Below are 24982 nucleotides of genomic sequence, written 5' to 3' on the forward strand. Positions count from 1 at the left end.
GGCTTTATCAGAGTCACTATCCAACGGTTTCTCATGTCGTCGATCGAGCTCACACCCAGTCAGAGATCCATTCTGCAGGAGCTGGTAAACCTGTTCAGACAGTCCGAGTCGGCGGTGAAGGGCGAGGACATCGCCGAGCGGGTCGACCGGAACCCCGGGACCATCCGGAACCAGATGCAGTCCCTGAAGGCCCTCCAGCTGGTCGAGGGGGTACCCGGCCCGAAGGGGGGGTACAAACCGACCGCGGCGGCGTACGACGCCCTGGAGATCCAGGACATGGACCAGGCGGCGGACGTCCCGCTCGAACACGACGGCGAACCCATCGAGGGTGCGAACGTCCAGGAGATTCACCTGACCAGCGTCCACCACCCGGAGCTCTGCCGGGCGGAGATCCGCCTCCAGGGGTCGATCGCCGACTTCCACGAGGGCGACGAGATCACGGTCGGCCCGACGCCCCTCTCGAAGCTCGTCATCCGCGGGACCCTCGAGGGGAAGGACGACACGAACAACACGCTCATCCTCACCATCGACTCCATGCGCGCCCCCGCCGAGGGGGATACGCCCGAGAAGTAGGCACGAAGCGCTGACGCGGACGGCTACACGCTCGGCTACCCGAGCGGAGGTAGCGCACCTGGCACTACCTCCGGCTCGGCGTCGATGGACGGGCCCTTCCCGCGTCCCCTCCACGTGGGATGGTACCGAACGTTCGATACCGCGACGTTTGCCGGTTTCGCGCGGGCGATTCAACAGCTTTGTATCCGGTGACATCGCAGTTCCGGTCATGACTGAGGACGTCGTCGTACTCGGGTCCGGCTACGCCGGCACGGGGACGATACTGAGCCTCGAAGAGCGGCTCGATGGGGAGGCGGACCTGACGTGGGTGTCCGACGTCGACCACCACCTCGTCCTGCACGAGGCCCACCGAATCATCCGCGACCCGTCGATCCGCGACCGTATCCGGTTTCCCGTCTCCGAGATCAAGTCACCCGGAACCCGGTTCGTCCAGGGGTCCGTCGAGGACGTCGACGTCGAGGGACGGACCGTCCACCTCGCGGACGGCTCGACGGTCGAGTACGACTACCTGGTCGTCGGGTTCGGCTCGCGGACGGCGTTCTTCGGCATCGAGGGGCTCGAGGAGCACTCGCTGACGCTCAAGGGTCTCGACGACGCCATGGGGGTCCACGACGCGGTCAAGGACGCCGCCAAGGAGGCGACCCGGGACGACCCCGCACAGGTCGTCGTCGGCGGGGCGGGTCTCTCGGGCATCCAGTCGTCCGGCGAGATCGCCGCGTTCCGCGACCGCCACCGCGCCCCGATCGACATCCACCTCGTCGAGGGTCTCGACAACGTCTTCCCGAACAACGACCCCGTCGTCCAGGCCAAGCTCCGCAAGCTCCTCGAGGCCCGGGACGTGAACATCATGACCGGGGAGTTCATCGGCGAGGTCGACGAGGAGACGGTGTACATCGGCGAGGAGACCGAACTCGACTACGACGTGTTGCTCTGGACGGGGGGGATCACCGGCCAGGAGCCGGCGAGCAAGTTCGAGGTCGAGCAGGACGAGCGGAGTCACCGCATCGACAGCGCGAGTACGTTCCGGACGAGCGACGAGCGGGTGTTCGCACTCGGTGACGCCGCGCTCGTCGAGCAGGAGCAGGACGACGCCGTCGCCCCGCCGACCGCACAGGCCGCCTGGCAGGCCGCGGAGATCGCCGGTGAGAACGTCGCCCGGGCCATCCGGGGCCAGCCCATGAGGGAGTGGATCCACGAGGACAAGGGGACGCTCATCTCGGTCGGCGACGAGGCGGTCGCGCACGACGTCGTCGGGTTCCGGAACGTCATGGAGACGTTCGGGGGGCCGGTCGCGGAGGCGCTGAAGAAGGGTGTCGCCGCCCGCTGGATAAAGACCGTCGCCGGCCCCGTCGCCGCGGCCCGCGCGTACCCCGACATGTGAGTCCGTGGCACGATTCCGTCGACGCCCCGGCTTCCGGGCCGGATCGTGCGTCCGTTACTTATACACGATCGTCCACTATTACGGAGATCATCGAACTCTCCGCGTTCTTTTCCCGCATATCGGTTCCGTTCATGTGGTGGGGGAGTGGTTTGACGAACGAACGTGAACGATTCAGCCATCAGGTCTTTACGTCTCGACGGCCTATTCACGGACAATGAACGATATCGAGGAGTCCGGTTTCGCCGGGGGTGGTCGACGGAAGGCCGAGCTGGTGTGTCCGACGTGCGGGCGGACGGCCCCGCTCGGCGAATGGGCCGTCACCGAGCGCGATGCCGAGGACCGGAGCGAACTGGCGTACGAGTGCCCCGAGTGTTCGACGGTCGTCGTCACCCAGCCGAGGTTCGAGCGGTCCGAACGCGCCCATCCCGCCTGATACGGACTGTTGTACCGATTTATCGGGTGGCTCGGGGGGGTCGGACACCAGCGGTAAAGGACTACGACAGTTCGTACGAGACGGTACCGTCCTCCACGTCGTCTCAACGCGGACGATCGACGGGGACGACGAGTGGCGACGTTTCCCGATAACCGGCCGCCGGGTGGTTCACGGAGCCGCGGAGCGGTCGGTCCCCACGGACCCGGCGTGCGGATCAGTACGTGACGACGCCACGGTCGGTGACGACCTCGTCGATGAGGCGGGTCGGCGTGGCGTCGTAGGCGGGGTTGTAGACGTCGAACCCCTCCGCGGGTTCGCGCATCACCTCGGTCGGCGAGCGGAACTCGTTCTCGAACTGGAAGCCGCCCTCGTCGATGACCTTCGAGGACGCCCCGAGGACGGTGACGGGAACGTCTAGCTGGCTCGCCGTCGCACAGAGGGGGAACGTCCCGATGCGGTTGTAGTAGGCCTCGCCGACGATACAGCTCATGCCGAGGACGACCCGGTCGCACTCGCGCAGGTAGTGCCCGCAGGCGGCGTCGGTGAGCAGTCGTGTCTCGACGCCCTCGAACCCGGCGAGGCTCCGGGCCAGCTTCCGGCCGAGGTAGCGCGGCCGGGCCTCGGTCACGTACACCTCGAACTCCGCTCCGTCGTCGAGAGCGGCCTCCATCGCCCCCAGGACCGTCGAGGAGTAGTCGTGAGTCAGCACCGTCGCGCCGTCCTCGAAGACGTCGGCGGCGTTCTCGGCCGCGAGCCGCTTGCCGTTCTCGACCCGCTCGACGACCCGGTCGATGGCCGTGGCGAGACGGTCCTTGGCCTCGCCGACGGAGTTCACGTCCTCCTCGCGCACCGTCTCCACCAGCTCGGTCTGTGTCGTGAACAGCGTCGCGTGGGAGGGCTGTGCCCGGCGGAGGGCGCTCGAGTTGCGCTCCAGCGACAGGGTGAACTCCTCGACGGTGACGAACTCGCGGTCGAGCAGCTCGCGGAGCGCCTCGGCGGCCTTCACGGCGACGACGGAGGAGCTGTGTGTCTGTAGCTCTTTGATCTCCTCGACCGTCTCGTCTATCATGTCCGGGGATCCGACGGGCGTGGGCAAAGAGCTTCCCCCCTCTACGCGGGCGGACACCGGATGCCGCCACCGGGGTCGTTTAATCCGGCGGGCACCTACCGCGAACATGGTCACGGTCAGGTACATCTGTCCGCGGTGCGATGCGGTAGTCGAACTCGATCGGGACGCGTATCTCGCGGACAAGTCCGTCACGCCCGACCCTCTCGACGGCTGGGAGTACGCCCCCGCCTACGAGGTCTTCGAGGACGCCGACGGGGTCGAGCTGGTCTGTGGCGCGAGCGAGACGTGCGGAGAGGGCTGTGGCCGCCCCTTCTACCTCTCGTTCGTCCGGTTCGAGGGTGGGGAGGAGGTCAAACCCCACACCGGACTCGCCGAGCCGCCGCGGTTCGAGTTCCTCGACTGACGAGAACGAACGTCCGGGCGGGACCGGCGCGTTCGGGCGCGTTCGACCAGTCGTATCGGAACCGGAACCCAAGTTATAAGAGCGTCACTGCTTAGAGCCAAAGCGTGCCCCACTGTCAGAACTGTGAATCGTACGTGACCGAATCGTACGTCCGCGTCTTCGCGCCCGAAGGAATGGACACCGTCCGGGTCTGTCCCCACTGCGAGGACAAGCTCCGCGACGGTGCGGACGTCCGCGAGGCACGCGCACCCCGCCAGCAGTAGCGAACTCAGACCTACCCACCTCCTTCTACGATCCGGTCGATCCCTCGGCGGCTATCCGGGGGAACGGTTCCCGATTGGATCGGCCTCGGCCCAGGGCTTCACCCCTTGACGTTACAGACGGGGAAGGTCCGTGCGACCCTGTCCCCGATTCCAAGCGCGTCGCTCACCCTGACCACCTCGTCGACGTCCTTGTAGACGCCGGGGGCCTCCTCGGCGATGGTCGCCCCGGACTGGGCCTTCACGTACACTTTCTGGGTCTCGCGAAGGTCGTCCTGGACGTCCCCGCCCCAGAATTCCCGCTTCGCCTGCGTGCGGCTCATCAGCCGGCCGGCACCGTGGGCGGTCGAGCCGAACGTCTCCGCCATGGAGTGCTCGCCGCCGCGGAGCACGTACGACCCCGCGCCCATCGACCCGGGAATAATGATCGGCTGGCCGACGTCGCGGTACGCCTTCGGGACCTCGGGGTTCCCTGCCGGGAACGCCCGCGTCGCGCCCTTCCGGTGGACGAACAGTTCCCGTTCCTCGTCGCCGACGTCGTGGACCTCGCGCTTGGCGATATTGTGCGCGACGTCGTAGAGCAGCTCCATCCCCATGTCCCGCCAGTCGCGGTCGAACACGTCGGCGAACACCTCGCGGGTGCGGTGCATGACGAGCTGGCGGTTGACCCACGCGAAGTTGATGGCCGCACACATCGCCCCGTAGTACTCCTCGGCGAGGGGTGACCCGGCGGGCGCGGCCGCGAGTTCGCGGTCCGGGAGCTGTGAGAGCAGGCCCTTGTGGGTCTGCTCGATCTCGCGCAGGAAGTCGGTACACACCTGGTGGCCGAGCCCCCGCGAGCCACAGTGGACGAGGACGACGATCTGGTCCTCCTCCAGGCCGTACGCGTCGCCGACGTCGTCGAGGAAGACGTCGGTGACCCGCTGGACCTCGAGGAAGTGGTTGCCCGATCCCAGCGAGCCGATCTGGCTGCGACCGCGGTCCTTGGCCTTCTGGGACACTGCACCCGGATCGGCGTCCGGTCGGTACCCCTCGTCCTCGCAGTGGGCGAGGTCGTCCTCGGTCGCGTACCCCTCCTCGAGCGCCCAGTCCATCCCGCGTGCGAGGACCGACTCGACCGTGTCGCGGTCGCCCTCGACGACGCCACCGCCGCCGAGGCCCGAGGGAACCGCCTCGAACAGCGCGTCGACGAGCTCCTCCTCGTGGCCCTGGACGTCGTCGTAGGTGAGGTTCGTCCGCATCATCCGCACCCCACAGTTGATGTCGTAGCCGACCGCTCCCGGCGAGATACAGCCGTCCTCGGCGTCGATGCCAGCGACCCCGCCGACGGGGAACCCGTAGCCCTGGTGGCCGTCGGGCATGCAGAGGGCGTACTTCCGAATGCCGGGCATGTGCGTGGTGTTCCGCAGCTGCTGGAGCGTCCGGTCCTGTTTGATCTCCTCGAGCAGTCGCTCGCTGGCGAGCACCCGCGCCGGGACCCGCATCTCCCCCTCCTGTGGGATCTCCCAGACGTGCTCGCGTACCCGTTCGAGGGTCACGTCGCCGGCGTCGAACGTGTCGGTCATAGTTTGGAGTGACCGGTCGGCGGGGGAATAGCTTTCGACGCCGGGCGCGGACGGCAGTGTCCCGACTCGCCGGGCGATGCGCCCGCCGGCTGATCCCGAGGGTACGCCCGGCACCCCACGACTGAACCGACCGGTCGTACACAGCCCCGCGAGCCGCTTCTACCCCGATCCGTTCGCCGCGCCCGACACGGGCGGTTCGGTGGTGACGAGTTCCAGGCCGGTGACGGCTTCGAGCGCGAACAGGCCGCCGAAGGCGTAGCCGAACACCACGATCCCCGGGACGGCGACGACGAGCGCGGCCCGGGGGAGCGAGACGTCGTGGACGACGCTCATCCCCGCGACCAGGAGGACGAACCCGTAGGCCGCACAGGCCACCCGGACCCCCGGAACCGGGATACCGGCGAGCGCACACGGCGCGGTGGCGTAGGCCAGCACCTGGACCGTCTCGCTCACGCCCGCCCGATCCCGCACCGCGATCATCAGGAGTATCGTCTGGAGCGCGGCGGTGAGGTGGAGCGTCGCGGGCGCGACGATCAGCCCCGCGGCGGCGAGGACGAGGAGCGCGGAGACGTAGCGTCGGCCGCCGAACACGGGGGCCGAGGCGGGGTCGAGCGCGAACCGCGACCCGAGGTAGACGAGCGTGACGGCCACGGCGAAGACGAGACCGGGTGCCTGGTCGCCGGGGGCGACCCCGTTCTCGAAGAACCGCCGGGGACGGACGAGGACCTCGACCCACGCCCGGGCGAGACCGCGCGGCCCGCGATCGCGGCCCCCCGTCGGGTTCTCGACCCAGGTAGTCACTGCCGGGAGTAGGCTCCGTAGCGGTTTGACCGTTCCGGGACGGCGTGGGCCGCGCCGTGCAGCGCGGGTCGAGGAGCGAGTGTAGGGGAGCGAGAGATCAGTCCCGACGGACGGTGTGGCAGTGCCGACAGCGCGCCTCGTAGGACTCCTCGGCCCCGACCATGATCGTGGGGTCGTCGTAGTGTGCGGGGTCACCTTCGATGAGCCGCTGATTGCGGGTCGCGGGTTCGCCACAGAGGGTACAGATGGCCCGAAGTTTGTCGACGTACTCCGCGGTGGCGATGAGCGCGGGGAGGGGGTCGAACGGCTCGCCCCGGAACGTCTGGTCGGTTCCCGAGACGACCACCCGTCGACCGTCGTCCGCGAGTTCGTCACACGCCTCGCGGAGGGCCGCGGAGAAGAAGTTCGCCTCGTCGACGGCGACGACGCTCTCGCCGTTCAGCGCCTCGCGCATCCCCGGTAGCGGGTCCTCGGTGTCGACGACGCCGGCCTCGATGCGCCGGCCGACGTGGCTCCCGATGGCCGCCGTCCCGAACCTGTCGTCGACGTTCGGGGTGAACGCCGCGACCTCCTGGCCGGCGATCTCGGCCCGCCGGAGCCGCCTGAGTAGCTCCTCGGTCTTCCCGGAGAACATACACCCCGTGATCACCTCGACCCAGCCGCTGTTCGTGATGGCGTGCACGAGGGGGTCCGATTCGGGCACCGTTCTTGAATGCGAGCCACGGAGCGAAAGTGAAACGGCAGGAGGGAACGCCGGTCCCGGGACGGGCTCTCGGTTCCTCCGGTATCAGCAGTCGACCCGATCAGTCGTCCGCGCCCACGTTCTCGCAGGCCTCGACCGTCATCGGGTCGGGTTCGATCTTGCCGTACTGGACCAGGCGCACGCCCAGCGTGTCGACCCGTTCCGCCATCGTCTCGTCGACCAGTTCGCCCCCTTCGAACCGCGAGGAGACGTTCGGGAGCGCGGCCTGATGGGGGAGCACCCAGGCGTTGAGCGACCGGCAGACCGACCGGAGGTGTTCGAGCGCCGTGGTGGGGAACGACCCGCCGGCGACCGCGAGCAGACCGACGGTGGTGTGTTCGAACTCGTCGAAGCCGCAGTAGTCGAGCGCGTTCTTCAGCGGCGCGGAGTACGAGCCGTGATAGACGGGAGTGGCGAGCAGGACGGCGTCGGCCTCGCGTACCCGCCGGGCGAGTTCGTCGGCGTCGCCCGCCCCGCCGGCGTCACCGTCGTACACCGGCAGATCGAGACTCCGGAGGTCGATCAGATCGGTCGTCGCCCCCCGCGACTCGGCTGCGTCGAGTACCCGACGCGACGCCAGTCGCGTGTAACTCACCTCCCGGAGGCTCCCCGGGATGGCCACGACGTGGGTGTTCATACCCGCAGTAGAGCGTCCAGGGATAAAGACGGGGGAGTTTCGTTCGCGGCACGGCACCCGATGACAGGCCGACCCAACCGGGCCCGACGACCGGTCCCGACCGCGCTAATGGAACCGCCACGGTGGTCACGCCTCTCGCAGTCGCCTCGTCGGGACGGATCGTTACCGCTCCGTCCCCTCCCGTACCAAAATACTTACTACCGTCATATTCCCATCTGCTCTCGGATGCTAGAACGGCTCCGGAAGGGGTTCTCAGACCCGGTAGCGGCGTTTCACCTGCTGATCGAGAAAGCGGAGGACTACCGGATCGAACGGAGTCCGGACGTGATCGAGGGCTACGCCGGGGGCGGGGCGAGTCCGAGGGGACGGGCCCTCGTGTTCTACCTCACGGAGCCGTTCTACTACTTCGAGTTCTCCCCGAGGTTCCGCGTTCACCAGAACAGGTGGCAGGCCATCGAACTCGCCGACCGCGTGTCCGACCTGGGGTACACGGTCGATATCTTCCCCCTGGGGCACGACCCTCCGCCGCGCCTGGAGGAGTACGACCTGCTCTTCGGACGAGGTGACAACTACCACAGAGCCGCGGAGGACTGCGACTGCACCAGGATATACTACGGGACGGGCCAGTCGATGCCGACGCTGCGGGAGAAGGAGACGGAGCGACTGCGGAACCTCGAAGAGCGGCGCGGGATCAGGCTCCCGCCGGAGCGCTCGCGCGAACACCGCGGCACCCCCGGGTCCTACGAGAACGTCATCGTCGTCGGCGACGAGCGGACCGCACGGACCTACCACGACCTCGCGGGTGATACCTCCTCTATCCACCCGATTCGACTCTCCTACGACCCGAACTTCTCACCCGAGATACGGGGGAAGGACTTCGACGAGGCGCGACGGTCGTTCGTCTGGTTCGGCGGATCGGGGCTGGTCCTGAAGGGGCTCGACCTGGCGCTCGAAGCGTTCGAGGGGCTGGAGGGCGTCGACCTGTACGTCTGTGGCCCGGTGGCGAACAACGAGGAGTTCGCCGAACACTACCACGATCTACTGTACGAAACCGACAACATCCACACGATGGACTGGGTAGAGGTGGGTTCCCGGGAGTTCACCCGGATAACGTCCGAAGCGGGGTATCTGCTGTACCCGTCCGCGAGCGACGGCTTTCCCTCGGGGTCGATCGCGGCCTGTATGCACGCCGGGCTCGTCCCCGTCCTCTCCTCCGAGATCGTACACGATACCGGCGGGTGGGGGTTCATGCTCGACGACGTCAGCGTCCCGGGGATACGCTCGCAGGTGCGTCGCTGTGCCGAAACGGATCCCGGGCGGCTAGAGGAGATGACACGGGCGACCGTCGAGAAGGCCCGGTCGGACTTCACGAGGCGGGCCTACAGCGCCGACCTGGAGGATGCCCTGCGACGGATCGTGTGCGACTGAGCCCCCGACGAGCGTCCAGGGGCCGGCGGTGTCGCCCGTTGCCGGCTCGACGTCGCCACCGCCCGGCCGGGCAGCACGGCCTCCCGTTCACCGCCGGAGTCGGGCCACGCTGGTCCCGTCGGACTCCTCGAACTCGACGAGCCCGTCGTCAGAGAGATCGGAGAGGAGACCACGCAGCCAGCCCTCGCCGTGCTCGCCGCCGTAGTCCACCCGGACCCGGGGGCCCAGTTCCTCGAGGGGAAGTTCGTCGTACTCCCGAAGCACGGAGACGACGCGACCGCGCATCTGCCGGCGCGAGCCCTCGAACTTCGGCTGTGTCGGTACGTCCGGCGCGGTGAAGTCGCCCGTCTCGTAGGCACGACACCACGTCCGCCAGGGACACGGGGCCTCGTCACACCGGGGAGCGGTCCCGCAGACCACGCCACCGAGTTCCATCACCGCGTTGTTCCAGGTACGAGAAGCGCCCTCGGGCATCAGTTCGTTCGCGACCCGTTCGAACGCCGCGTCGTCGTCGGGGACGTCGAACGCGCGGTGGAGCACCCGCTTGACGTTCGTGTCGACTACCGCGTCGCCGGCGTCGAACGCGAACGAGGCGACGGCGTTCGCCGTGTACGGGCCGACCCCCATCAGATCCTGGAGCCCCTCGGGGGTCCGCGGGAACTCCCCGTCGTGTTCCGTGAGGACCTGTCCGGCGGCCTCGTGGAGGTACTTCGCGCGGTTGTTGTACCCGAGCGAGTGGTCGGTCCAGAACCCCACCACCTCCGAGCGGTCGGCCGCGGCCAGCGCCTCGACGGTCGGCCACCGGTCGAGGAACTCCCGCCAGGGCTCGACCACGCGGTCGAGCTGAGTCTGCTGGCTCATCACTTCCGAGACGAGTATCGGATAGGGGTCGGTCGTCTCGCGCCACGGGTAGTCCCGGTGGTCGGCCTCGTACCACGAGACGAGCGCCTCGCGGACCGCGGCCGGATCCACGGGGAGGTACTCGTCGTCGGCCGACTCGCCCCCGTCTGTCATCGCTCGCGGTTCGCCCGCCCGGGGTTTGGGTGTGGCGGTCCCGGTCGCCCCGACGGATCGAGCGAGCGCCCCGAGCTTCAGACGGCGAACTCGACGAGTTCCGTGCGGTACACCTCACCTTCGTAGTCGAGGAACCACGTGTGATAGTGAGGTGTCTCCGACTCAGGTATCGACTCCAGCCGGTCGACGACCGCCCGCTCGGCACCCTCGGGTTCACACAGCTGGATGCCGTCCTCGCCGGCGTCGATGGCGCGCGAGAACACCTCCCGCTCGGATTCGGGGACCTCGCCGAGATCGACGACGAACGCCTCCCGGACGTGGGCGAGGTACGCCTCGCGGTCGTCGGCGAGTTCCTCGGCGGTGTAGCGGTAGGTCACCCGTTCGACTCGTTCGGTTCCCTCGACGCGCACCTCGACGGCTCCGTCGTCGTAGCGGACCCAGGTCGATCCCCCGCTCAGGAGTACGGACTCCGACTCCGAAGCGTCGGGATAGACGACCGGGCGACCGCTGATGGTGAACGCCTCGGCCTCCGCGAGGCGTCGCTCGTCGTTCGGGAGGAGCGAACGGAGCGCCACCCGGTCGGGTTCGGGGAGGTCCTCGAAGGGAACGACGGTCGCCCCCGACGGCGGGTCCCGTTCCCGGTCGTACTCGGCGGAGAGGACGTGCGCCTCGACTTCCACCCGATCGGCCGTTCCGCGTGCGATCCGATAGTAGCCCCCCTCGTACTCGACCCGGTCGCCGTCCCGGACCGGCGCGGCGTGGACGGTCGTGTAGCGGGATTCGTCCCGCTCCACAGCGGCCGAGACGATCTCCCGCCAGGCGTCCGGGCGGTCCCGCGACGGGTCGGTGAGCGTCTCCTCGAGGAACTCCTCGTCCGTCGCGGGCGTCATCGCCAGTTCGAACCCGAAGCTACAGTCGCTGCTCCCCGCGCCGGCACAGCCGGCGAGGAGGGCACAGCCGGTCACGCCGCTCGCGAGTAGCGACCGTCTGGAGAGGGTGGAGGGCGCGTCGGTCACGGCGGACGATCGCACGACCGGGGACAAGTGTCTTCTGTGGACTGTACGGCAGGAAACGCGCGAACCGAGCGCGTTCGGGAGAACCCGTGGGGGTTTTCCGCCGGAGCGCCCTCCGGAACCGCATGAGCCTCGAGGACCTATCGGACGACGTACAGACCGCCTACGCCGATCTGGGCGAGGAACTCGACGTCCCGCTCGACGCCGAGACGCGGAACGAGCTCGCGATGCTCCACGCGGCGATGGGGACCGACGCGGACGAGCTCGTCCGCCGGGCGGTCCACGTCCTGTTCCGGTCGACGGTCGACAGCGCCGACCTCGACTTCCACCTCCGGTCGGGCTACGACGTCACCTACGACGAGTACCTCTCGGGGATGACCTACGACGAGATGACCGGTGGGGACGTCTCCGGCCCCGCGCGCGACGACAACGACCGCCGGTACAACTTCTGATACGGTCGGTCGTAACGATTTACCGGTGCTCGCCCGGGCGGGGTCGGTGATCCCCGGTAAGGGACTACAACCGACCGTATGAGAGCCCGACGGGGGCCGTGGTTCGTACTCACTTTCGCGTCCGGAACTCGACTTTTCGAACCGTCTCGCTCTCGCGGCCCTACTCGGTCGCCGCCCTGCTCCGATCGGGTGCCCGCGAGGCGGATTCGTCCCCACGGACGATCGCGTACCCGCCGGCGATGAACAGGAGGCCCCACACCAGGAACGCGACGTCCCAGAGGAGCACCGGACCGGGACCGGCCGGCCAGACGTGGTGGACGCCGAGGATCTGGTGATCGACGAGCCCCTCGACGAAGTTGAACAGCCCCCATCCGATGATCGTCGCCCCCACCAGCGCCCGCCGGGACTTCGGAACCGAGGGGTCGTCCCACGTGCCCCAGAGCAGGGCGATCCCGACGATCGTGAAGGCGTACGTCGCGACGTGGAAGAACCCGTCCGCCAGCACGTTCAGCTCCAGGCTGGCCACGGTGGTCGGCTCGACGTAGCCGGAGACCATGTGGTGCCACTGGAGGACCTGGTGCAGGACGATCCCGTCGAAGAACCCGCCGATCCCCAGGCCGAGGACGACTCCGGCCCTGACGAGCGGTTTGACCCGCCTCGGAAGCCCCAGCCACGTCGCCTCCGGTTCGTTCATACGATGACTACCGAGTAGAAAGAAAAAAGCGGCCTGCTTGCGCTGGCTCGTCGGGTGTTCGTCTTGCTCTGGGCGCGGGGGAAGGCCGGTCGCCGCATCGCGGGTCCCGTCGGGGAACCGGGGACGGTACGGGAACGCGCCAGCGGCCCGATCCGGCCGGCCGGCGACACGGGCCCTCGCTCTCGCCTCGTCCCGAGACCGCGCCGAGGGAGCGCCGTCTCAATCCAGCCGTTCGGCGTAAGCGAAGTCCGCGTCCGTCGCTTCCGGTCGCTCCCCGTCCAGCACGATCCGCCAGCCGTGGAGGGCTTCCGGATCGTTCAGCGCGTTCGTGAGCGTCGTCCGCACGTCGAGCACGTCGACGCCGTAGTAGTCACGGGGGACGCCGTGGAGGTACTGGAGGGCGGTCTCGAACAGCGAGCGCATCCCGACGTCGTCCTCGAAGTCGAAGTGCTTGTACGCGCCCGCGGCGACCTGCACCATCCCGTGGAGGAACTTGCTCTCCACGTTACCCCGACCGTAGTTGTACCACTCGTCCTCGAAGCAGTCGTGGGACTCGTGGTACTCCCCGGAATTGTATAGCCGTATGCCGTGGACCGTCGCCCGCCGGAGGGTGTCGTGCTCCCAGCGGCCCGCGTCGGGGAGCCACCCCGTCGGCTCGCCCCGCTCCGGTCCCGGGACCGACGGGTCGCTGGTGTGCTCGTCCATACGCGCCACAGGTCCTTCTCGGGGGAGAATCCATCGGTGCCGCCTTGGCGAACTCTACCGGTCGAGGTTCCGGGCGATGTCGCTCAGCTCACCCACCTTCCCGGCCCGGCCCTGGATATCCTCGGGATCGAGGTGGGTGGAGAGTCCCGTCTTCCGGACGTGTTCGCGGAGGGTCTCCAGGGCGCGGTCCTCGACCGTGACGCTCCGCAGGTAGTCGGCGAGCGCGCGGAGTTCGGCCTCGCTCGCCTCGCGGCCGCCGTCGGCACCGCCGACGTTCCAGGCGGTGTCGCGGGCGTCGTTGCCCTCCGGGAGCGTCGCGCCGCCGGCGAGCACGAGCGCCCGGGCGGTCACCCACGGCACGAGATCGGCGTTCCCGTACCCGAGGTCGCGCAGGAGGGTCTCCGCGCGATCCGAGAGGTCGAACCGACGGCGGGACCAGCCGACGGCGGCGTCGAGTTTCAGTTCGTCGCCGTCGAGCACGAGGTTCGGCGGAGTGGCCATGGCTATCGGTGGTTCCGAACGGCCGAGTCTCCTTCGATACGCGATCGAACCGGAGCGTTGAACCCGCTGCGGTGACCCACTCACGGGTGCGTGCGAGGGTAGCCAAGCCTGGAAACGGCGGCGGACTCAAGATCCGCTCCTGTAGAGGTCCAGGGGTTCAAATCCCCTCCCTCGCATGAGTGGGCGGCGTCTCACGCGTCGCCCGCGAATGCGCGAGGGGATTTCGGGCCAGGGAGCAGGTCGCCTGCGACCGTGGTTCAAATCCCCTCCCTCGCACTCGGGCACCGGCTCCGCCGGAGCCCGCGTGCCGGAAGACCCGCCCGGAGCGGTCTTCCCTCGCAAGACTCCTCGCCGACTACGCCCCGGCAGTCCCGACTCGCTCGACCGCGACGACCTCGCCGACGGTCTCCCAGCCCTCGTCGGTCTCCCGGCCGGCGACGAGCGGGTCGTCCGTGCCGTCGGAGACGAGCCGGTACGTCCACCCCTCCTCGTCGACGCCCTCGCCCTGGAACGCCTCCTGGAAGAACTCGGCCATCCGGACCTCGATCTCGACGGTCGCCCCGTCGTCGAACGTCAGCCGAACGGGGTCCGGCGCGATGTTGTGGATGCGCTTGGCCTCGGTGTTCACGCGGTCGGCGAGGGGACCGGGCGGGAAAAACCACTCGGCGGGAACCGGTGTCCATTTGCCGGCGGCCCCCGCGCTACGCCCATGAGCGAGGACGTCGACGAGCGAGCGGAGACCGTGCTCCGGGCCGCCCGTGCGGGCGCGTCGGTCGCCGAGTCGCGGTTCCGCGGGGACCTCGACGTCGAGCGGAAGGGCGGCAAGACGGACGTGGTCACCGCGGCCGACCGCGAGGCACAGCGGGCGGTCATCGACGTCGTCCGGGAGGCGTACCCGGCCGACGCGGTCGTCGGCGAGGAGGAGGACGCGCTGAAGGCGGTCCCGGACGAGGGGGCGACGTGGATCGTCGACCCCATCGACGGGACGAACAACTACGTTCGCGGGACGCGGATCTGGACGACCAGCGTCGCGGCGGTCCTCGACGGCGAGCCGGTGGCGGCGGCGAACGTCGCGCCGGCACTCGGGGACACGTACACCGCGGACGGTGAGGGCCCAAGACGGAACGACGAGCCGCTCTCGGTCTCGACGGGGGGCGATCCGGAGGCCTGCACCGTCTGCCCGACGTTCTGGTGGGCGTTCGACCGCCGCGACGAGTACGCCGCGGCGTGCCGGGAGGCCGTCGAGCGGTTCGGCGACATCCGGCGGATCGGCTCGGCACAGCTCTGCCTCTCGATGGTCGCGGCCGGCGAACTCGACGGGGCGTTCACGAACCTCCACACCAACCCCTGGGACACCGTCGCCGGCGTCCACATGGTCCGGGAGGCCGGCGGGGCGGTCACCGACCTCCACGGGGAGCGGTGGCGACACGACAGCGAGGGGATCGTCGCCTCGAACGGCCGCGTCCACGACGAACTCCTCGCCGCGACCCGGGGGATCGGCGGGGACTGAGTTCCAGTGAAGGCCGGACGAGACGTCCGCGAGTGAGGTGACGACCGACCGCCGGTGTCACATTCGGCAAGCCTAAACCGTCCGGGTCCCAAGGTCGCGTATGAGCACCGAGACGACGCCCGACGCCGTGGAGTCGGAGGACGCCGAGGCCGCCGCCCGCGCGACGGAGCTCGCCGCCGACCTCGGCGACGCCATCGCCGACCTCCCGTCCCACGAGCGGTTCGCGGAGGCGAAGGCGGCCGTCGAGTCCGACGAGGACGCCCAGGAGCGCATCCGCGAGTTCGAGGGGCTCCGCGAGGAGTTCATGCTCGCCCGGCAGACCGGCGACGCGACCAACGAGGACCTCCGGCGGCTCCAGGAGGCCCAGCAGGAGCTCCACGACATCCCCGTGATGGCCGAGTTCCTCCAGGCCCGCTCGGAGCTCGAACTCCAGCTCCAGGAGCTCAACGAGACCATCAGCGCCCCGCTCTCGGTCGACTTCGGCGAGAAGGCCGGCGGCTGCTGTCAGGACTGACGCGACCCGTTCTCGACCGCTCTCCGGACCGACGAGACGGGATTCTCTCGCCCCGAGAGGACGACTCCGAGCAGCAGCAGGTAGGTGAGGAGCCCCCAGCAGACCGCCGCCACCGCGCGTTCCTCGCGCTGTCGAGCCAGCGTACGCCCGACGGCGACCGTCCCGCCCAGACTCGCTACCCGAACCAGCGGTCGCTCCCAGAGGTCGCGGGTCCGCTCGGGATCACGGAGCATGAGCGCCTCGACCACGATCGCCCCGACGACACCCGGGAGCAATGCCGCAGGGTCGAGGAGCGTGTCGATCCGATCCCGGCGACGGAGCACGTCCAGCATCGCCGCGAGCGCCAGCAGCGCGAGCGAGCCATCTCGAAATAGCCCACGTGTCCGATCGTCCATGCCCTCGGTCCGTCCCGACGAACCGAGAAGCCACCGCCGTTCCGGCTTCGGGCGATTCGGAGGCGAGCCGAGAACGGCCCGAGAGTGTACGCCGGGACCGGTGGCGGGTCGAGGGATGGAAACGCTTAGCCCGCTCCCGCGAGCACGGGGGCACATGAGCGACCATGCGAGCGAACGCGGGGTACACTCGGACTGGGGGGACTGGCTCCCCCGGGCGGTGAGCGAGGCCGACCCCGAGGGCGTCGCGATCTGGTATCTCGGCTGTAACGGGTTCGTCCTGAAGGCCGACGACGGAACGACCGTGTTCGTCGACCCGTACCTCGGAACCGGCGACCCACCGCGGACGGTCCGGATGATTCCGGTGCCGTTCGACCCGGCGGACGTCGAGTCGTGCGACGCCGTCCTCGCGACCCACGAGCACACCGACCACGTCCACGGCCCCTCGCAGGCCCCGATCCTGGCGAACACCGGCGCGCCGTTCGTCGCCCCGGACGACTCCGTCGCGGTCGCGCGCGAGGAGGAGGCCTGGACCGACGAGTGGGACGTCGACGACGACCAGCTACAGGTGATTGCCGAGGGTGACACCATCGAGATTGGGTCGTTCACCGTCCACGTCGAGGGGGCGAACGACCCCGACGCGACGCACCCGGTTTCGTACGTGTTCGAGCACGAGGCGGGGACGTTCTTCCACGGCGGGGACTCCCGGCCCGGCGAGCCGTTCGAGGAGGTCGGCGAACGCTACGAGATCGACCTGGGCGTGCTCGCGTTCGGGAGCACGGGGATGCTCCCCGACAAGGGGACCGGTGAGCGGACGTTCACGCGGTGGTACTCCGGCGAGAACATGGTCGCCGAGGCGGCGAACCAGGTGAAGATGGACCGACTGCTCCCCTCCCACTGGGACATGTGGAAGGGGATGACGGCGAACCCCCACGCGGTACGCGATCACGTCCGGTCGTTCGACTACCCCGAGCGGGTCGAGGTCGTCGAGACCGGCGACCGTATCGACCTCTGAGCCGGCTACGAGGGCACAGACACAGGAATCCGGGCCATCGCATACATTTATACGCCGATAGCGGCATCGAGAGGATATGAGTAGCGCCGACCCCGAGGAGGTCAGCGTCGAGATACGGCGGGAGGGCGTCTCCGTGGAGAAGTCGTTCGAACCCGACGATTTCCCGGTGCCGGCCATCGCGTTCGTGATCAGGTCCGAGCGTGACGTCCCCGTCGACGTGGCGCTCGTCGACACCGTCCCCGACGACATCCAGGCCGAAGACATCGGCTTTCACCCGAAGTACGGCGCCGAGCACTGGCGCAACGAGGGCGAGGAGCTCATCTTCGAGCGCACGTTCGAGCCGGGCGAGGAGTACACGACCGTCTACGGCCTCCGTGCGCGGGACACCGAGGACATCGGGCGGTTCCTGGGCGAGCCCGAGGCCGAGGTCGACCCGCCGAAGGACTCCAGCGAGGTCGTCCGTGACGTCATCAACGAGGATTCCGGGGGATCCGACCCCGGTGCGTCCGCCGACGACCTCGAGGCGGCCATCGCCGCCGCCGACGTGAACGAACCGACGTCACCGTCGGAGCCCCGGCCGGAAGACCAGCCCGCGGAGCCGAGCGAACCGGCGTCCGTCCCCTCCGAATCGGTCGCCGCCGCGCTCGCCGAGAGCATCCGCTCGGGACGGGTGTCGGACGCCGACCTCGAGGTGCTCCGGGACGCCCTGGGCGGCGAGGTGGAGTCCTCGAACAGCGTCGAGGTGCGTATCGACCACCTGCAGAGCGAGATAGCCGACCTGAAGGCGTACTCCGACGCGCTCGAGGGGTTCATCGACGAGAACGGCGAGGCCCGGACGCTGGTACGGGAGCTCCAGGAGACGGTCGAAGGGGTCCGGGCCGACGTGGAGCGGGTCGAGACCGAGGTCGAATCCGTCTCCGGGGAGGTCTCGGCGGCGACCGAGCGGGTCGGCGAACTCGACGAGGACGTCTCGCGGATCGACGGGGAGGTCGGCGAGGTCCGGACCGACGTCGAGGACGTCGAGTCCTCGCTGGCCTCCGTCGAGGAGCGCGTCGAGGGGATCGACGAGGAGACCACCTCGCTCCGCGAGGAGATCGAGGACATCCACGGCGAGGTCGACGGTGTCAGGGACGAGATCCCCGAGGGCCGCATCGAGGAGCTCGACGACCGGATGGACGAACTCCAGGACGAACTCGAGGAACTCGCCGAGATGCGCAAGCGGATGGCCTCCGTCTTCGGCGGTATGGGCGGGGGGGAGCCGACCGCCGCCGAGGACCAGGAGGAGGACGAAGGGACCGACGACGCGGACGGGGAGTAACCACCGAAGGTCGACCGGAATCGGACGGGTTTTACCGCTCGTGGTCGATCACCGGGTAATGAGTACGGTATCGGTCGCCGTCCCGAGGAAGGGCCGACCGCTCGAAGCGGTCCTCGAGCGGGTCGCGTCCCGCGGTGGCGATCCGGACCTCGCCGACGAGATCATCTCGACGCTGCGGTACGAGAAGGCCGTGACGAAGGGGCGACAGCAGCCCGAGGGGTCGGTCTACGGTCGCCTCGAATCGTACAGCGACACCGACGGCGGTCCGGAGTACACCCTCCTCCGGGACGACCGCGAGGGGTTCCCCCGACGGATCGTCTTCGACGCCTGCACGTTCACTATCGAGGGACACGAGGTGCGGCTGGTCGGCCGGGAGGAGCCGTTCCGGGCGCTCCGGAAACACGAGTTCGCGCTCGGGTTCGACAGCGCCGACCTCGTCCTCGAGGAGGTGGTCGGGCTACGGCCCGATCCGCTGGGGTCGCTGGCCGACGTCAACGAGCGGATCGACCCGCGGGACACGGACGTACGGGTGGTCGGCGGCCTCGGCGACACCGTCCACCACACCCTCCTCGCGACCCCGGAGGTCGCCGACGGGTCGCTGGACCGGTCGTTCGTCGGGAGCTACGAGGGGCCGTTCTGCATCTCGCCTCGATACGAGCGGCTCGTCGAGGCGGTCCTCGGGACGGACGCGCTCGACGGGATCTCGTTCACCTACCCCCGATCCGACCACGCCGAGGAGGAGGCGGCCATCGCCGAGGCCGGGCTCGGGGCGTACCTGACGGTCACCGGGGGGACGGCCCGCGATCACGGGCTCGTCGTCGGCGAGCGGCTGTTCCCGAGCGAGACCGTCCTGCTGGAGAACGCGGGCGAGATGGACGACGACACCGGGACGATCGCGGACGTGCTGGTCGAGAGCGTCGAGACGGCCATCGCGCCGAGCGCGTAGGAACGGGCGGCAACCCCCCGTGGCCCACCGTGCCGTCGTGTACCGACCCGTGATTGGTCACCGCCGAGTCACGCTATCCGAGCGTTCGTGTCGTCGCGCAACGAGCCGTCGGCGACGGATATCGACCCGGTGAGACTCGACAGTACCGGAGCGGACCGCTCACGATCGAGGAGGGCGCTGGCCCGTCGGCGGAACAGGGATCGGACGACCGGATTAATAACTCGGCTGGGAAGTGATGGTAAAATAGGCTATAAGATACGGGCCGGTTAGTAGGGTAGTTTAACAATCCGCGGCCGCTAGCAGCCGGTAATGAGTTCACCTGATTCGGACCCCCGCGATCGGGACCCGGGATCCGCGGGCAGTGAGCGTGATCGGGAGCATCGCGCTCCCGACCGCCACGAGGGTCCCGACTCGGGGGGCGGCGACAGCGTCGCTCGCCTCTCCGTCCCCGGGATGGACTGTGCCTCCTGCGCGGGCAAGGTCGAGAACGCCCTGAGCGGGGTCGGGGGCCTTTCCGGCTACGAGACACACCCCACGACCGGGCGCGCGGTGGTGACCTACGACCCCGACGTCGCGACCCCGGCGGACATCGTCGACGCTATCGAGGGTGCCGGTTACGACGTGACCGGGGTCGAGACCGACGGCGAGGACCACGACGAAGGGAGTGGGCACGACCACGGGGGTACGAACGAGAGCATCTGGCGGAGTTCGCGGGCGATCGCGACGGCGATCGCCGGCGGCGTCCTCCTCGTCGGCCTGCTGTTCGAGTTCCTCCTGACCGGCGTGAATACACGGGTCGCGAGCCTCGTCGGCGAACCGCTGTTCGTCGCCGACGTGCTCTTTATCGTCGCCGTGGGCGTCGGCGGACGGGCCATCTTCCGGAACGGCTACTACTCGCTACGCAACCGCAGCCTCGACATCGACTTCCTGATGAGCGTCGCGATCGTGGGCGCGCTGCTCGCGAGCCTCGCGTTCGGCGAGGCGCTCTACTTCGAGGCCGCGACGCTCGCGGTCCTGTTCAGCGTGGCCGAGCTGCTCGAACGCGCCTCGATGGATCGTGCGCGGGACTCGCTCCGGGAGCTGATGGACCTCTCGCCCGACGAGGCGACCGTCAGACGCGACGGTAACGAGGAGACCGTCCCGGTCGACGAGGTCGAGGTCGGCGACGTCGTCGTGGTCAGACCGGGGGAGAAGATCCCGATGGACGGCGAGGTGGTGGACGGCGAGAGCGCGGTCAACCAGGCCCCGATCACCGGCGAGAGCGTCCCCGTGGACAAGACCGCCGGCGACGAGGTGTACGCCGGTACGATCAACGAGGGCGGCTACCTCGAACTGCAGGTCACCGCGGAGGCGTCGGACAACACCCTCTCACGGATCGTCGAGATGGTCGAGGACGCCCAGTCCAACCGGACGGAGCGAGAGCAGTTCGTCGAGCGCTTCGCCGCCTACTACACCCCCGTCGTCGTCGGCTTCGCGATCCTGGTCACCGTCGGCAGCCCCTACCTCCTCGACACGACGTGGGCCACGGCCGTCGTCTACGGGCTGACGCTGCTCGTGCTCGCGTGTCCGTGTGCGTTCGTCATCTCGACGCCCGTCTCGGTCGTCTCGGGGCTCACCAGCGCGGCCAGGAACGGCGTGCTGATCAAGGGCGGCAACCACCTCGAAGCGATGGGGACGGTCGACGTCGTCGCGTTCGACAAGACGGGCACGCTGACGAAGGGCGAACTCACCGTCACCGACGTCGTCCCCCTGAACGGCAACGACGAGGCGGACGTGCTTCGGTGCGCCAGCGGGCTCGAACGGCGCAGCGAGCATCCCATCGGCGAGGCGATCGTCGCGAGAGCCGACACCGCCGGCGTCGCCGAACGCGACGTCGACGAGTTCGAGAGCATCACGGGGAAGGGCGTCCGTGCCGACCTCGACGGAACCGAACACTTCGCGGGGAAGCCGGGGCTGTTCGAGGAGCTCGGGTTCGATCTCTCGCACGTCCACGCGACCACCGACGGCGGGGTCGTCACGCGGACCGCGAGCCGTCTCTGCGAGCGCAACAACTGCCTCGACCTCCTCGCGGACACGGTTCCGGAACTCCAGGCTGAGGGGAAGACCGTCGTACTCGTCGGCACCGACGAGGAACTCGAGGGGGTGATCGCCGTCGCCGACGAGGTGCGCCCCGACGCGAGACGCACGGTCGAACGCCTGAAATCGCTCGGCGTGAAGCGGACGGTGATGCTGACCGGCGACAACGAGCGGACGGCCGGCGCGATCGCCGAGGCGGTCGGCGTCGACGACTACCGGGCCGAGCTACTCCCCGATCAGAAGGTAGCGGCCATCGAGGAGCTGGTCGAGGAGTACGACGGAGTAGCGATGGTGGGTGACGGGATCAACGACGCCCCCGCGCTCGCGACATCGACGGTCGGCGTCGCGATGGGGGCCGCCGGGACGGACACGGCGCTCGAAACCGCCGACATCGCGCTGATGGGCGACGACCTCTCGCGGCTCCCCTACCTCTACGAACTCGCGGACGACGCCAACCGCGTCATCCGACAGAACATCGCGGCGAGCCTCGTCGTCAAGGCCGGCCTCGCGGTCGCGGTCCCCTTCGGATACGTCCCGATCTGGGCGGCGGTGCTCGTGGGTGACGCCGGGATGACCATCGGTGTCACCGGTAACGCGATGCGGCTCTCCCGGGTCACGCCCGAGTCGACCGACGCCGGCGACGCTTCCGAGGTGCGGGCCGAAGCGAGTGGCTGATCCGATCGACGGGAGAGAGGACGGCCCCGGCTGGATTCTTCGGAGCAGGAACGGTCGAGAACGAATCCCGTACGGCCGCTCGGCGGCTCGCCGGATGGATCGCCCGGACGTCGACTGTCTCGTTTTCGGGAGAGACGCACCGGGTTCTCCTCTTTCCGACACCGTGCGTCAGACGTGACGTCCGGGGACTGGCTGATCTACCGACGGGGCTCGAACGCTCCCAGGCAGCGGCGCGTGACAGCGTGCTCGGCTGGTACAGCGAGGGCGGGGAAACGCACCTCGCTCGTCCAGCCTTTGGCCTCGTCACAGGCGACGTCGAACTACGGTGCGGCGGAGCTGGCGGCCGAGTTGGGCAACAGCTACTACCGACTCAGCGACCCGTGCCGCGGTCTCGGAGGCCGAACGGACCGCATCCGGGGTCGTGCGGTTCCGGGATATCGAACGAAGCGCGGAGCAAACCGAGGCATCACGGCCCAGCGAGCTTCCCTCTCGGTGTTCTTGCGGACATCCCCTACCGATTCGAGTTCGCGCACGCGTCCACGTTCCCCCGCTGACGACTCAGAAGTTGAGACCGGCTCTCTCAATGCATACGGTCTGAGCGACACAGTAGTTACCTCAACTCACTATCATCTGTCAATATCGGGTGTTCTGCATGAACTGGAATGAATTTGTGCCTAACCTGTGGCCGATTTCGGCAATCGACTAAGTCAGTTCCCCGGTCAGTACGATCTGTATGTCATCGGGCATCTCTCGGAAAGCGTTTCTTCGCGCAAGTGGAGTCGCACTTGCTGCGACTATCGCAGGGTGCAATAGCATAACTGACAACAGCGGACCGAACACCGATACACAGACTTCTCCTGAGGCCTCTCCGCAATCCGAACAACAGAATGACGACTCTCCGACGTTCGGTAATTTCTACGTCGGCAACGCAGGCACAAGCAGTAGTACGGTCATCGACGGACGTGCTGAAGTCGTATATACACGGCCCGATACGGCCACCGACAAGTCACCCGTTGTAATGGTGCCCGGCCTTGGGTTGTCACCGTACATTTACCGGACGACACCTGACGGTCGACGCGGCTGGGTGGAGTACTTTGCCGAAGCTGGACATCCAGTGTATGTATTCAACCCGCCTCGAAACGTCGATTCAGGTGGCTTAGACACTGCTGCCCTCCAGAAATCTGACTCTGCGTCACTCTCTCGATGGTCTATTGATCGAGCATGGCCGACGTGGGGGTTCGGACCTGAAGTCGGTGACCCATACGAGGACGTTCGATACCCGGTCGAGTCGGTCGACCAACTCGTTGCGTCATTCCCCGCATACGTTAGCACTGGTGGCGGAGGTGGCGGTAGGCAAGGTGGAAGCCAGACCGGCAGAGGTGGCGGCAACCAGAACTCCACATCTGCGGATTCCACTGAGACAGCAGCTGGCACCCAGACTGGGTCGACTACCGGAGGTGGCGGTGGGACTCGGTTCGCATCACCTCAGGAAACTGCCGCTCTAGAGGCGCTTCTCAACCGTGTTGGTCCGGCAGTGCTGCTCGTTCACTCAGCGGGCGGTAGTTCCGGATTCACGGTTGCACAAACCGTGCCGGACCTCGTTGAACGGATCGTCGTAGTTGAGCCGGTCGGTGCGCCGACTGATCCGCAAACTGTGGCGGAGATGGGTGGTGATGCACCGTTTATGGGTGTGTATGGCGATTATGTCGACGAGCGTGGACAGACTGGTCGCAAGGAAGCGACCCAGACAACTGCAGAACTCGCAGGAGAGACGAGTCCCGCATCGACGCTGCTTAGCCTTCCGGACGAAGGGATATCCGGAAATACACATCTCATGATGCAAGACGACAATAACGGTGAAATCGCTGATCGAATAATCTCTTGGATTAGTGACTAATTCGAGGCCGTAGTATCGTTCGGACCGAGACAGAATGTATTTGCACCGACCAAATGAATACTCGATAGATGCGGCAGTTGCTCTGGTGGCTCATTGGTGGGTCTCGTGGAGGCCGCAATCGGCTTCGTATCCTCCGCGCAGTCAACGACCAGCCACGAAACACCAATCAATTGTCGAATGACCTAGATTTGAACTACAAAACAGTGCAACACCACCTCGAAGTCCTCGAAGAGAGCAATATCGTGACCACGGAGGGCGACAATTACGGGCAGATGTACTTCCTCACAGACCGAATGATGAACAACCTCGACATCATGGAAGACGTGGCGGAACAGGCCGGAGTTGATGATGATTCGTAACTGGATCAAGAGTCCACTTGGAACGACAGTAGCGAGTGCGACCGCTGCGAGTGGTATCGCACTCTTAGTCGCACTCTTCACATCAGTTCCGTCCCATGGCCCTCCGTCGAGGGCGCTGTCCTCCCAGGTTGAACTGCTCATTCGGATGGAGGTTTTCTTTACAACCCTGAACCTCGTATTACTGGTGGCACTCGCAGCCATCTACGTGCAGCTTTATCGCGATCTTCCGAACAAGTACACAGCAAGCCTGCTTGTGTTAAGCCTCGCGCTGCTCCTATACGCGGGTACGTCAAATCCAGTAGTACACAATGTCTTCGGCTTCCGCCCTCGCCCAAATATCGGCGCGTTCGTGTTTCTCCCGGACTTCTTCATCGGACTTGCCATCCTGGTTCTTCTCTATCAGAGCCAGACCTGAGTTCGCATCAATTTTTCAGATCTCTGAGAAGGAGTTCATAGACTGATTTCGTTCACCGATTAGACGGACTCTTTAGCCTCTCCAGCTATCTCCTGATGTGGGTGTGACGCGTGAGTCACGCCGGACTGTCTTCCGTCGAATTGCTCGCCAACCGACTATCGAGTGCCAGTCTATATTTCAAGCCCGCTGTATGA

At 67.6% G+C, this 24982-nt stretch carries 28 protein-coding genes and 1 tRNA gene; 17 read left to right on the top strand and 12 right to left on the bottom strand.

Annotated elements, in window-relative coordinates:
* Positions 1 to 33 precede the first annotated feature (33 nt).
* From WDJ58_RS14570 to WDJ58_RS14580, 3 genes are all read left to right on the top strand, one after another.
* Positions 34 to 573 carry an Rrf2 family transcriptional regulator gene (locus tag WDJ58_RS14570; RefSeq protein ID WP_338913993.1) on the top strand — a complete coding sequence of 180 codons (540 nt, stop codon included), beginning with the start codon at positions 34 to 36 and terminating at the stop codon, positions 571 to 573.
* A 208-nt stretch (positions 574 to 781) separates the two neighbouring features.
* A complete protein-coding gene (locus tag WDJ58_RS14575) occupies positions 782 to 1954 on the top strand; it encodes an NAD(P)/FAD-dependent oxidoreductase (RefSeq protein ID WP_338913994.1) in 1173 nt (390 codons plus the stop codon).
* A 214-nt stretch (positions 1955 to 2168) separates the two neighbouring features.
* Positions 2169 to 2387: a hypothetical protein gene (locus WDJ58_RS14580; protein WP_338913995.1), complete on the top strand. Its 219-nt coding sequence runs from the start codon at positions 2169 to 2171 to the stop codon at positions 2385 to 2387.
* Positions 2388 to 2601: 214 nt separating this feature from the next.
* On the opposite strand, the gene WDJ58_RS14585 is transcribed toward WDJ58_RS14580, so the two are convergent.
* On the bottom strand, positions 2602 to 3456 hold the full coding sequence (locus WDJ58_RS14585; protein WP_338913996.1) for a translation initiation factor eIF-2B: 855 nt from the start codon (positions 3454 to 3456) through the stop codon (positions 2602 to 2604).
* 106 nt (positions 3457 to 3562) lie between these two features.
* Here WDJ58_RS14585 and WDJ58_RS14590 point away from each other — a divergent pair, with 106 nt between their 5' ends.
* Positions 3563 to 3859, top strand: coding sequence for a hypothetical protein (locus WDJ58_RS14590; RefSeq protein WP_338913997.1), 297 nt, complete (start codon positions 3563 to 3565; stop codon positions 3857 to 3859).
* 104 nt (positions 3860 to 3963) lie between these two features.
* Complete coding sequence (locus WDJ58_RS14595) at positions 3964 to 4122, top strand: DUF7563 family protein (protein ID WP_338913998.1); 159 nt, start codon at positions 3964 to 3966, stop codon at positions 4120 to 4122.
* A gap of 98 nt (positions 4123 to 4220) precedes the next feature.
* Here WDJ58_RS14595 and WDJ58_RS14600 read toward each other — a convergent pair whose 3' ends face one another.
* The 4 genes from WDJ58_RS14600 to WDJ58_RS14615 all read right to left on the bottom strand — a co-directional run bounded on the left by WDJ58_RS14600 (position 4221) and on the right by WDJ58_RS14615 (position 7864).
* The gene (locus tag WDJ58_RS14600; RefSeq protein ID WP_338913999.1) at positions 4221 to 5684 is read right to left on the bottom strand and encodes an RtcB family protein; all 1464 of its coding nucleotides are present in this window, start codon (positions 5682 to 5684) and stop codon (positions 4221 to 4223) included.
* Positions 5685 to 5843: 159 nt separating this feature from the next.
* The gene (locus tag WDJ58_RS14605) at positions 5844 to 6485 is read right to left on the bottom strand and encodes a YIP1 family protein (protein WP_338914000.1); all 642 of its coding nucleotides are present in this window, start codon (positions 6483 to 6485) and stop codon (positions 5844 to 5846) included.
* A gap of 97 nt (positions 6486 to 6582) precedes the next feature.
* The gene (locus WDJ58_RS14610; RefSeq protein WP_338914001.1) at positions 6583 to 7167 is read right to left on the bottom strand and encodes a thymidine kinase; all 585 of its coding nucleotides are present in this window, start codon (positions 7165 to 7167) and stop codon (positions 6583 to 6585) included.
* A gap of 121 nt (positions 7168 to 7288) precedes the next feature.
* Positions 7289 to 7864, bottom strand: a complete 576-nt coding sequence (locus tag WDJ58_RS14615) for an NADPH-dependent FMN reductase (RefSeq protein WP_338914002.1) — start codon at positions 7862 to 7864, stop codon at positions 7289 to 7291.
* 225 nt (positions 7865 to 8089) lie between these two features.
* Here WDJ58_RS14615 and WDJ58_RS14620 point away from each other — a divergent pair, with 225 nt between their 5' ends.
* Entirely contained in the window at positions 8090 to 9292 is a 1203-nt protein-coding gene (locus WDJ58_RS14620) for a hypothetical protein (RefSeq protein ID WP_338914003.1), read from the top strand.
* Positions 9293 to 9379: 87 nt separating this feature from the next.
* On the opposite strand, the gene WDJ58_RS14625 is transcribed toward WDJ58_RS14620, so the two are convergent.
* Both WDJ58_RS14625 and WDJ58_RS14630 read right to left on the bottom strand, forming a co-directional pair.
* Complete coding sequence (locus WDJ58_RS14625; protein WP_338914004.1) at positions 9380 to 10306, bottom strand: A/G-specific adenine glycosylase; 927 nt, start codon at positions 10304 to 10306, stop codon at positions 9380 to 9382.
* A gap of 77 nt (positions 10307 to 10383) precedes the next feature.
* Entirely contained in the window at positions 10384 to 11322 is a 939-nt protein-coding gene (locus tag WDJ58_RS14630; protein ID WP_338914005.1) for a hypothetical protein, read from the bottom strand.
* A gap of 122 nt (positions 11323 to 11444) precedes the next feature.
* Here WDJ58_RS14630 and WDJ58_RS14635 point away from each other — a divergent pair, with 122 nt between their 5' ends.
* A complete protein-coding gene (locus WDJ58_RS14635; protein ID WP_338914006.1) occupies positions 11445 to 11771 on the top strand; it encodes a hypothetical protein in 327 nt (108 codons plus the stop codon).
* 160 nt (positions 11772 to 11931) lie between these two features.
* Here WDJ58_RS14635 and WDJ58_RS14640 read toward each other — a convergent pair whose 3' ends face one another.
* The 3 genes from WDJ58_RS14640 to WDJ58_RS14650 all read right to left on the bottom strand — a co-directional run bounded on the left by WDJ58_RS14640 (position 11932) and on the right by WDJ58_RS14650 (position 13671).
* Positions 11932 to 12465, bottom strand: a complete 534-nt coding sequence (locus WDJ58_RS14640; RefSeq protein ID WP_338914007.1) for a DUF2243 domain-containing protein — start codon at positions 12463 to 12465, stop codon at positions 11932 to 11934.
* Positions 12466 to 12684: 219 nt separating this feature from the next.
* Positions 12685 to 13170 (bottom strand): DUF309 domain-containing protein, encoded by a 486-nt coding sequence (locus WDJ58_RS14645; RefSeq protein ID WP_338914008.1) that lies wholly within the window; start codon positions 13168 to 13170, stop codon positions 12685 to 12687.
* A gap of 54 nt (positions 13171 to 13224) precedes the next feature.
* On the bottom strand, positions 13225 to 13671 hold the full coding sequence (locus tag WDJ58_RS14650; protein ID WP_338914009.1) for a hypothetical protein: 447 nt from the start codon (positions 13669 to 13671) through the stop codon (positions 13225 to 13227).
* A gap of 92 nt (positions 13672 to 13763) precedes the next feature.
* Here WDJ58_RS14650 and WDJ58_RS14655 point away from each other — a divergent pair.
* Positions 13764 to 13847, top strand: a tRNA-Leu gene (locus WDJ58_RS14655).
* Positions 13848 to 14026: 179 nt separating this feature from the next.
* Here WDJ58_RS14655 and WDJ58_RS14660 read toward each other — a convergent pair.
* Positions 14027 to 14299 carry a hypothetical protein gene (locus WDJ58_RS14660; protein ID WP_338914010.1) on the bottom strand — a complete coding sequence of 91 codons (273 nt, stop codon included), beginning with the start codon at positions 14297 to 14299 and terminating at the stop codon, positions 14027 to 14029.
* 81 nt (positions 14300 to 14380) lie between these two features.
* On the opposite strand from WDJ58_RS14660, the gene WDJ58_RS14665 reads away from it, so the two are divergent.
* Positions 14381 to 15181 carry an inositol monophosphatase family protein gene (locus WDJ58_RS14665; protein WP_338914011.1) on the top strand — a complete coding sequence of 267 codons (801 nt, stop codon included), beginning with the start codon at positions 14381 to 14383 and terminating at the stop codon, positions 15179 to 15181.
* Between the two features lie 100 nt (positions 15182 to 15281).
* Positions 15282 to 15695 (top strand): YlbF family regulator, encoded by a 414-nt coding sequence (locus WDJ58_RS14670; protein ID WP_338914012.1) that lies wholly within the window; start codon positions 15282 to 15284, stop codon positions 15693 to 15695.
* Here the strand turns inward: WDJ58_RS14670 and WDJ58_RS14675 are convergent.
* Positions 15686 to 16090, bottom strand: a complete 405-nt coding sequence (locus WDJ58_RS14675; RefSeq protein WP_338914013.1) for a hypothetical protein — start codon at positions 16088 to 16090, stop codon at positions 15686 to 15688. The two genes, WDJ58_RS14670 and WDJ58_RS14675, sit on opposite strands and share 10 nt — an antisense overlap.
* A gap of 154 nt (positions 16091 to 16244) precedes the next feature.
* Between WDJ58_RS14675 and WDJ58_RS14680 the strand changes: the two genes are divergently transcribed.
* The 7 genes from WDJ58_RS14680 (at position 16245) to WDJ58_RS14710 (ending at position 24788) form a co-directional block, all read left to right on the top strand.
* Positions 16245 to 17102 carry an MBL fold metallo-hydrolase gene (locus WDJ58_RS14680; RefSeq protein WP_338914014.1) on the top strand — a complete coding sequence of 286 codons (858 nt, stop codon included), beginning with the start codon at positions 16245 to 16247 and terminating at the stop codon, positions 17100 to 17102.
* 76 nt (positions 17103 to 17178) lie between these two features.
* Positions 17179 to 18420: a hypothetical protein gene (locus WDJ58_RS14685; protein WP_338914015.1), complete on the top strand. Its 1242-nt coding sequence runs from the start codon at positions 17179 to 17181 to the stop codon at positions 18418 to 18420.
* A gap of 58 nt (positions 18421 to 18478) precedes the next feature.
* Entirely contained in the window at positions 18479 to 19366 is an 888-nt protein-coding gene (locus WDJ58_RS14690) for a hypothetical protein (RefSeq protein ID WP_338914016.1), read from the top strand.
* Between the two features lie 309 nt (positions 19367 to 19675).
* Entirely contained in the window at positions 19676 to 22117 is a 2442-nt protein-coding gene (locus WDJ58_RS14695) for a heavy metal translocating P-type ATPase (protein WP_338914017.1), read from the top strand.
* 1534 nt (positions 22118 to 23651) lie between these two features.
* Positions 23652 to 24014, top strand: coding sequence for a hypothetical protein (locus WDJ58_RS14700; protein ID WP_338914018.1), 363 nt, complete (start codon positions 23652 to 23654; stop codon positions 24012 to 24014).
* Between the two features lie 68 nt (positions 24015 to 24082).
* On the top strand, positions 24083 to 24373 hold the full coding sequence (locus tag WDJ58_RS14705) for an ArsR/SmtB family transcription factor (RefSeq protein ID WP_338914019.1): 291 nt from the start codon (positions 24083 to 24085) through the stop codon (positions 24371 to 24373).
* Between the two features lie 184 nt (positions 24374 to 24557).
* Positions 24558 to 24788 carry a hypothetical protein gene (locus WDJ58_RS14710; RefSeq protein WP_245800647.1) on the top strand — a complete coding sequence of 77 codons (231 nt, stop codon included), beginning with the start codon at positions 24558 to 24560 and terminating at the stop codon, positions 24786 to 24788.
* Positions 24789 to 24982 lie beyond the last annotated feature (194 nt).

The sequence above is a fragment of the Salinirubellus litoreus genome (assembly GCF_037335815.1).
GTDB classification, from domain to species: domain Archaea; phylum Halobacteriota; class Halobacteria; order Halobacteriales; family Haloarculaceae; genus Salinirubellus; species Salinirubellus litoreus.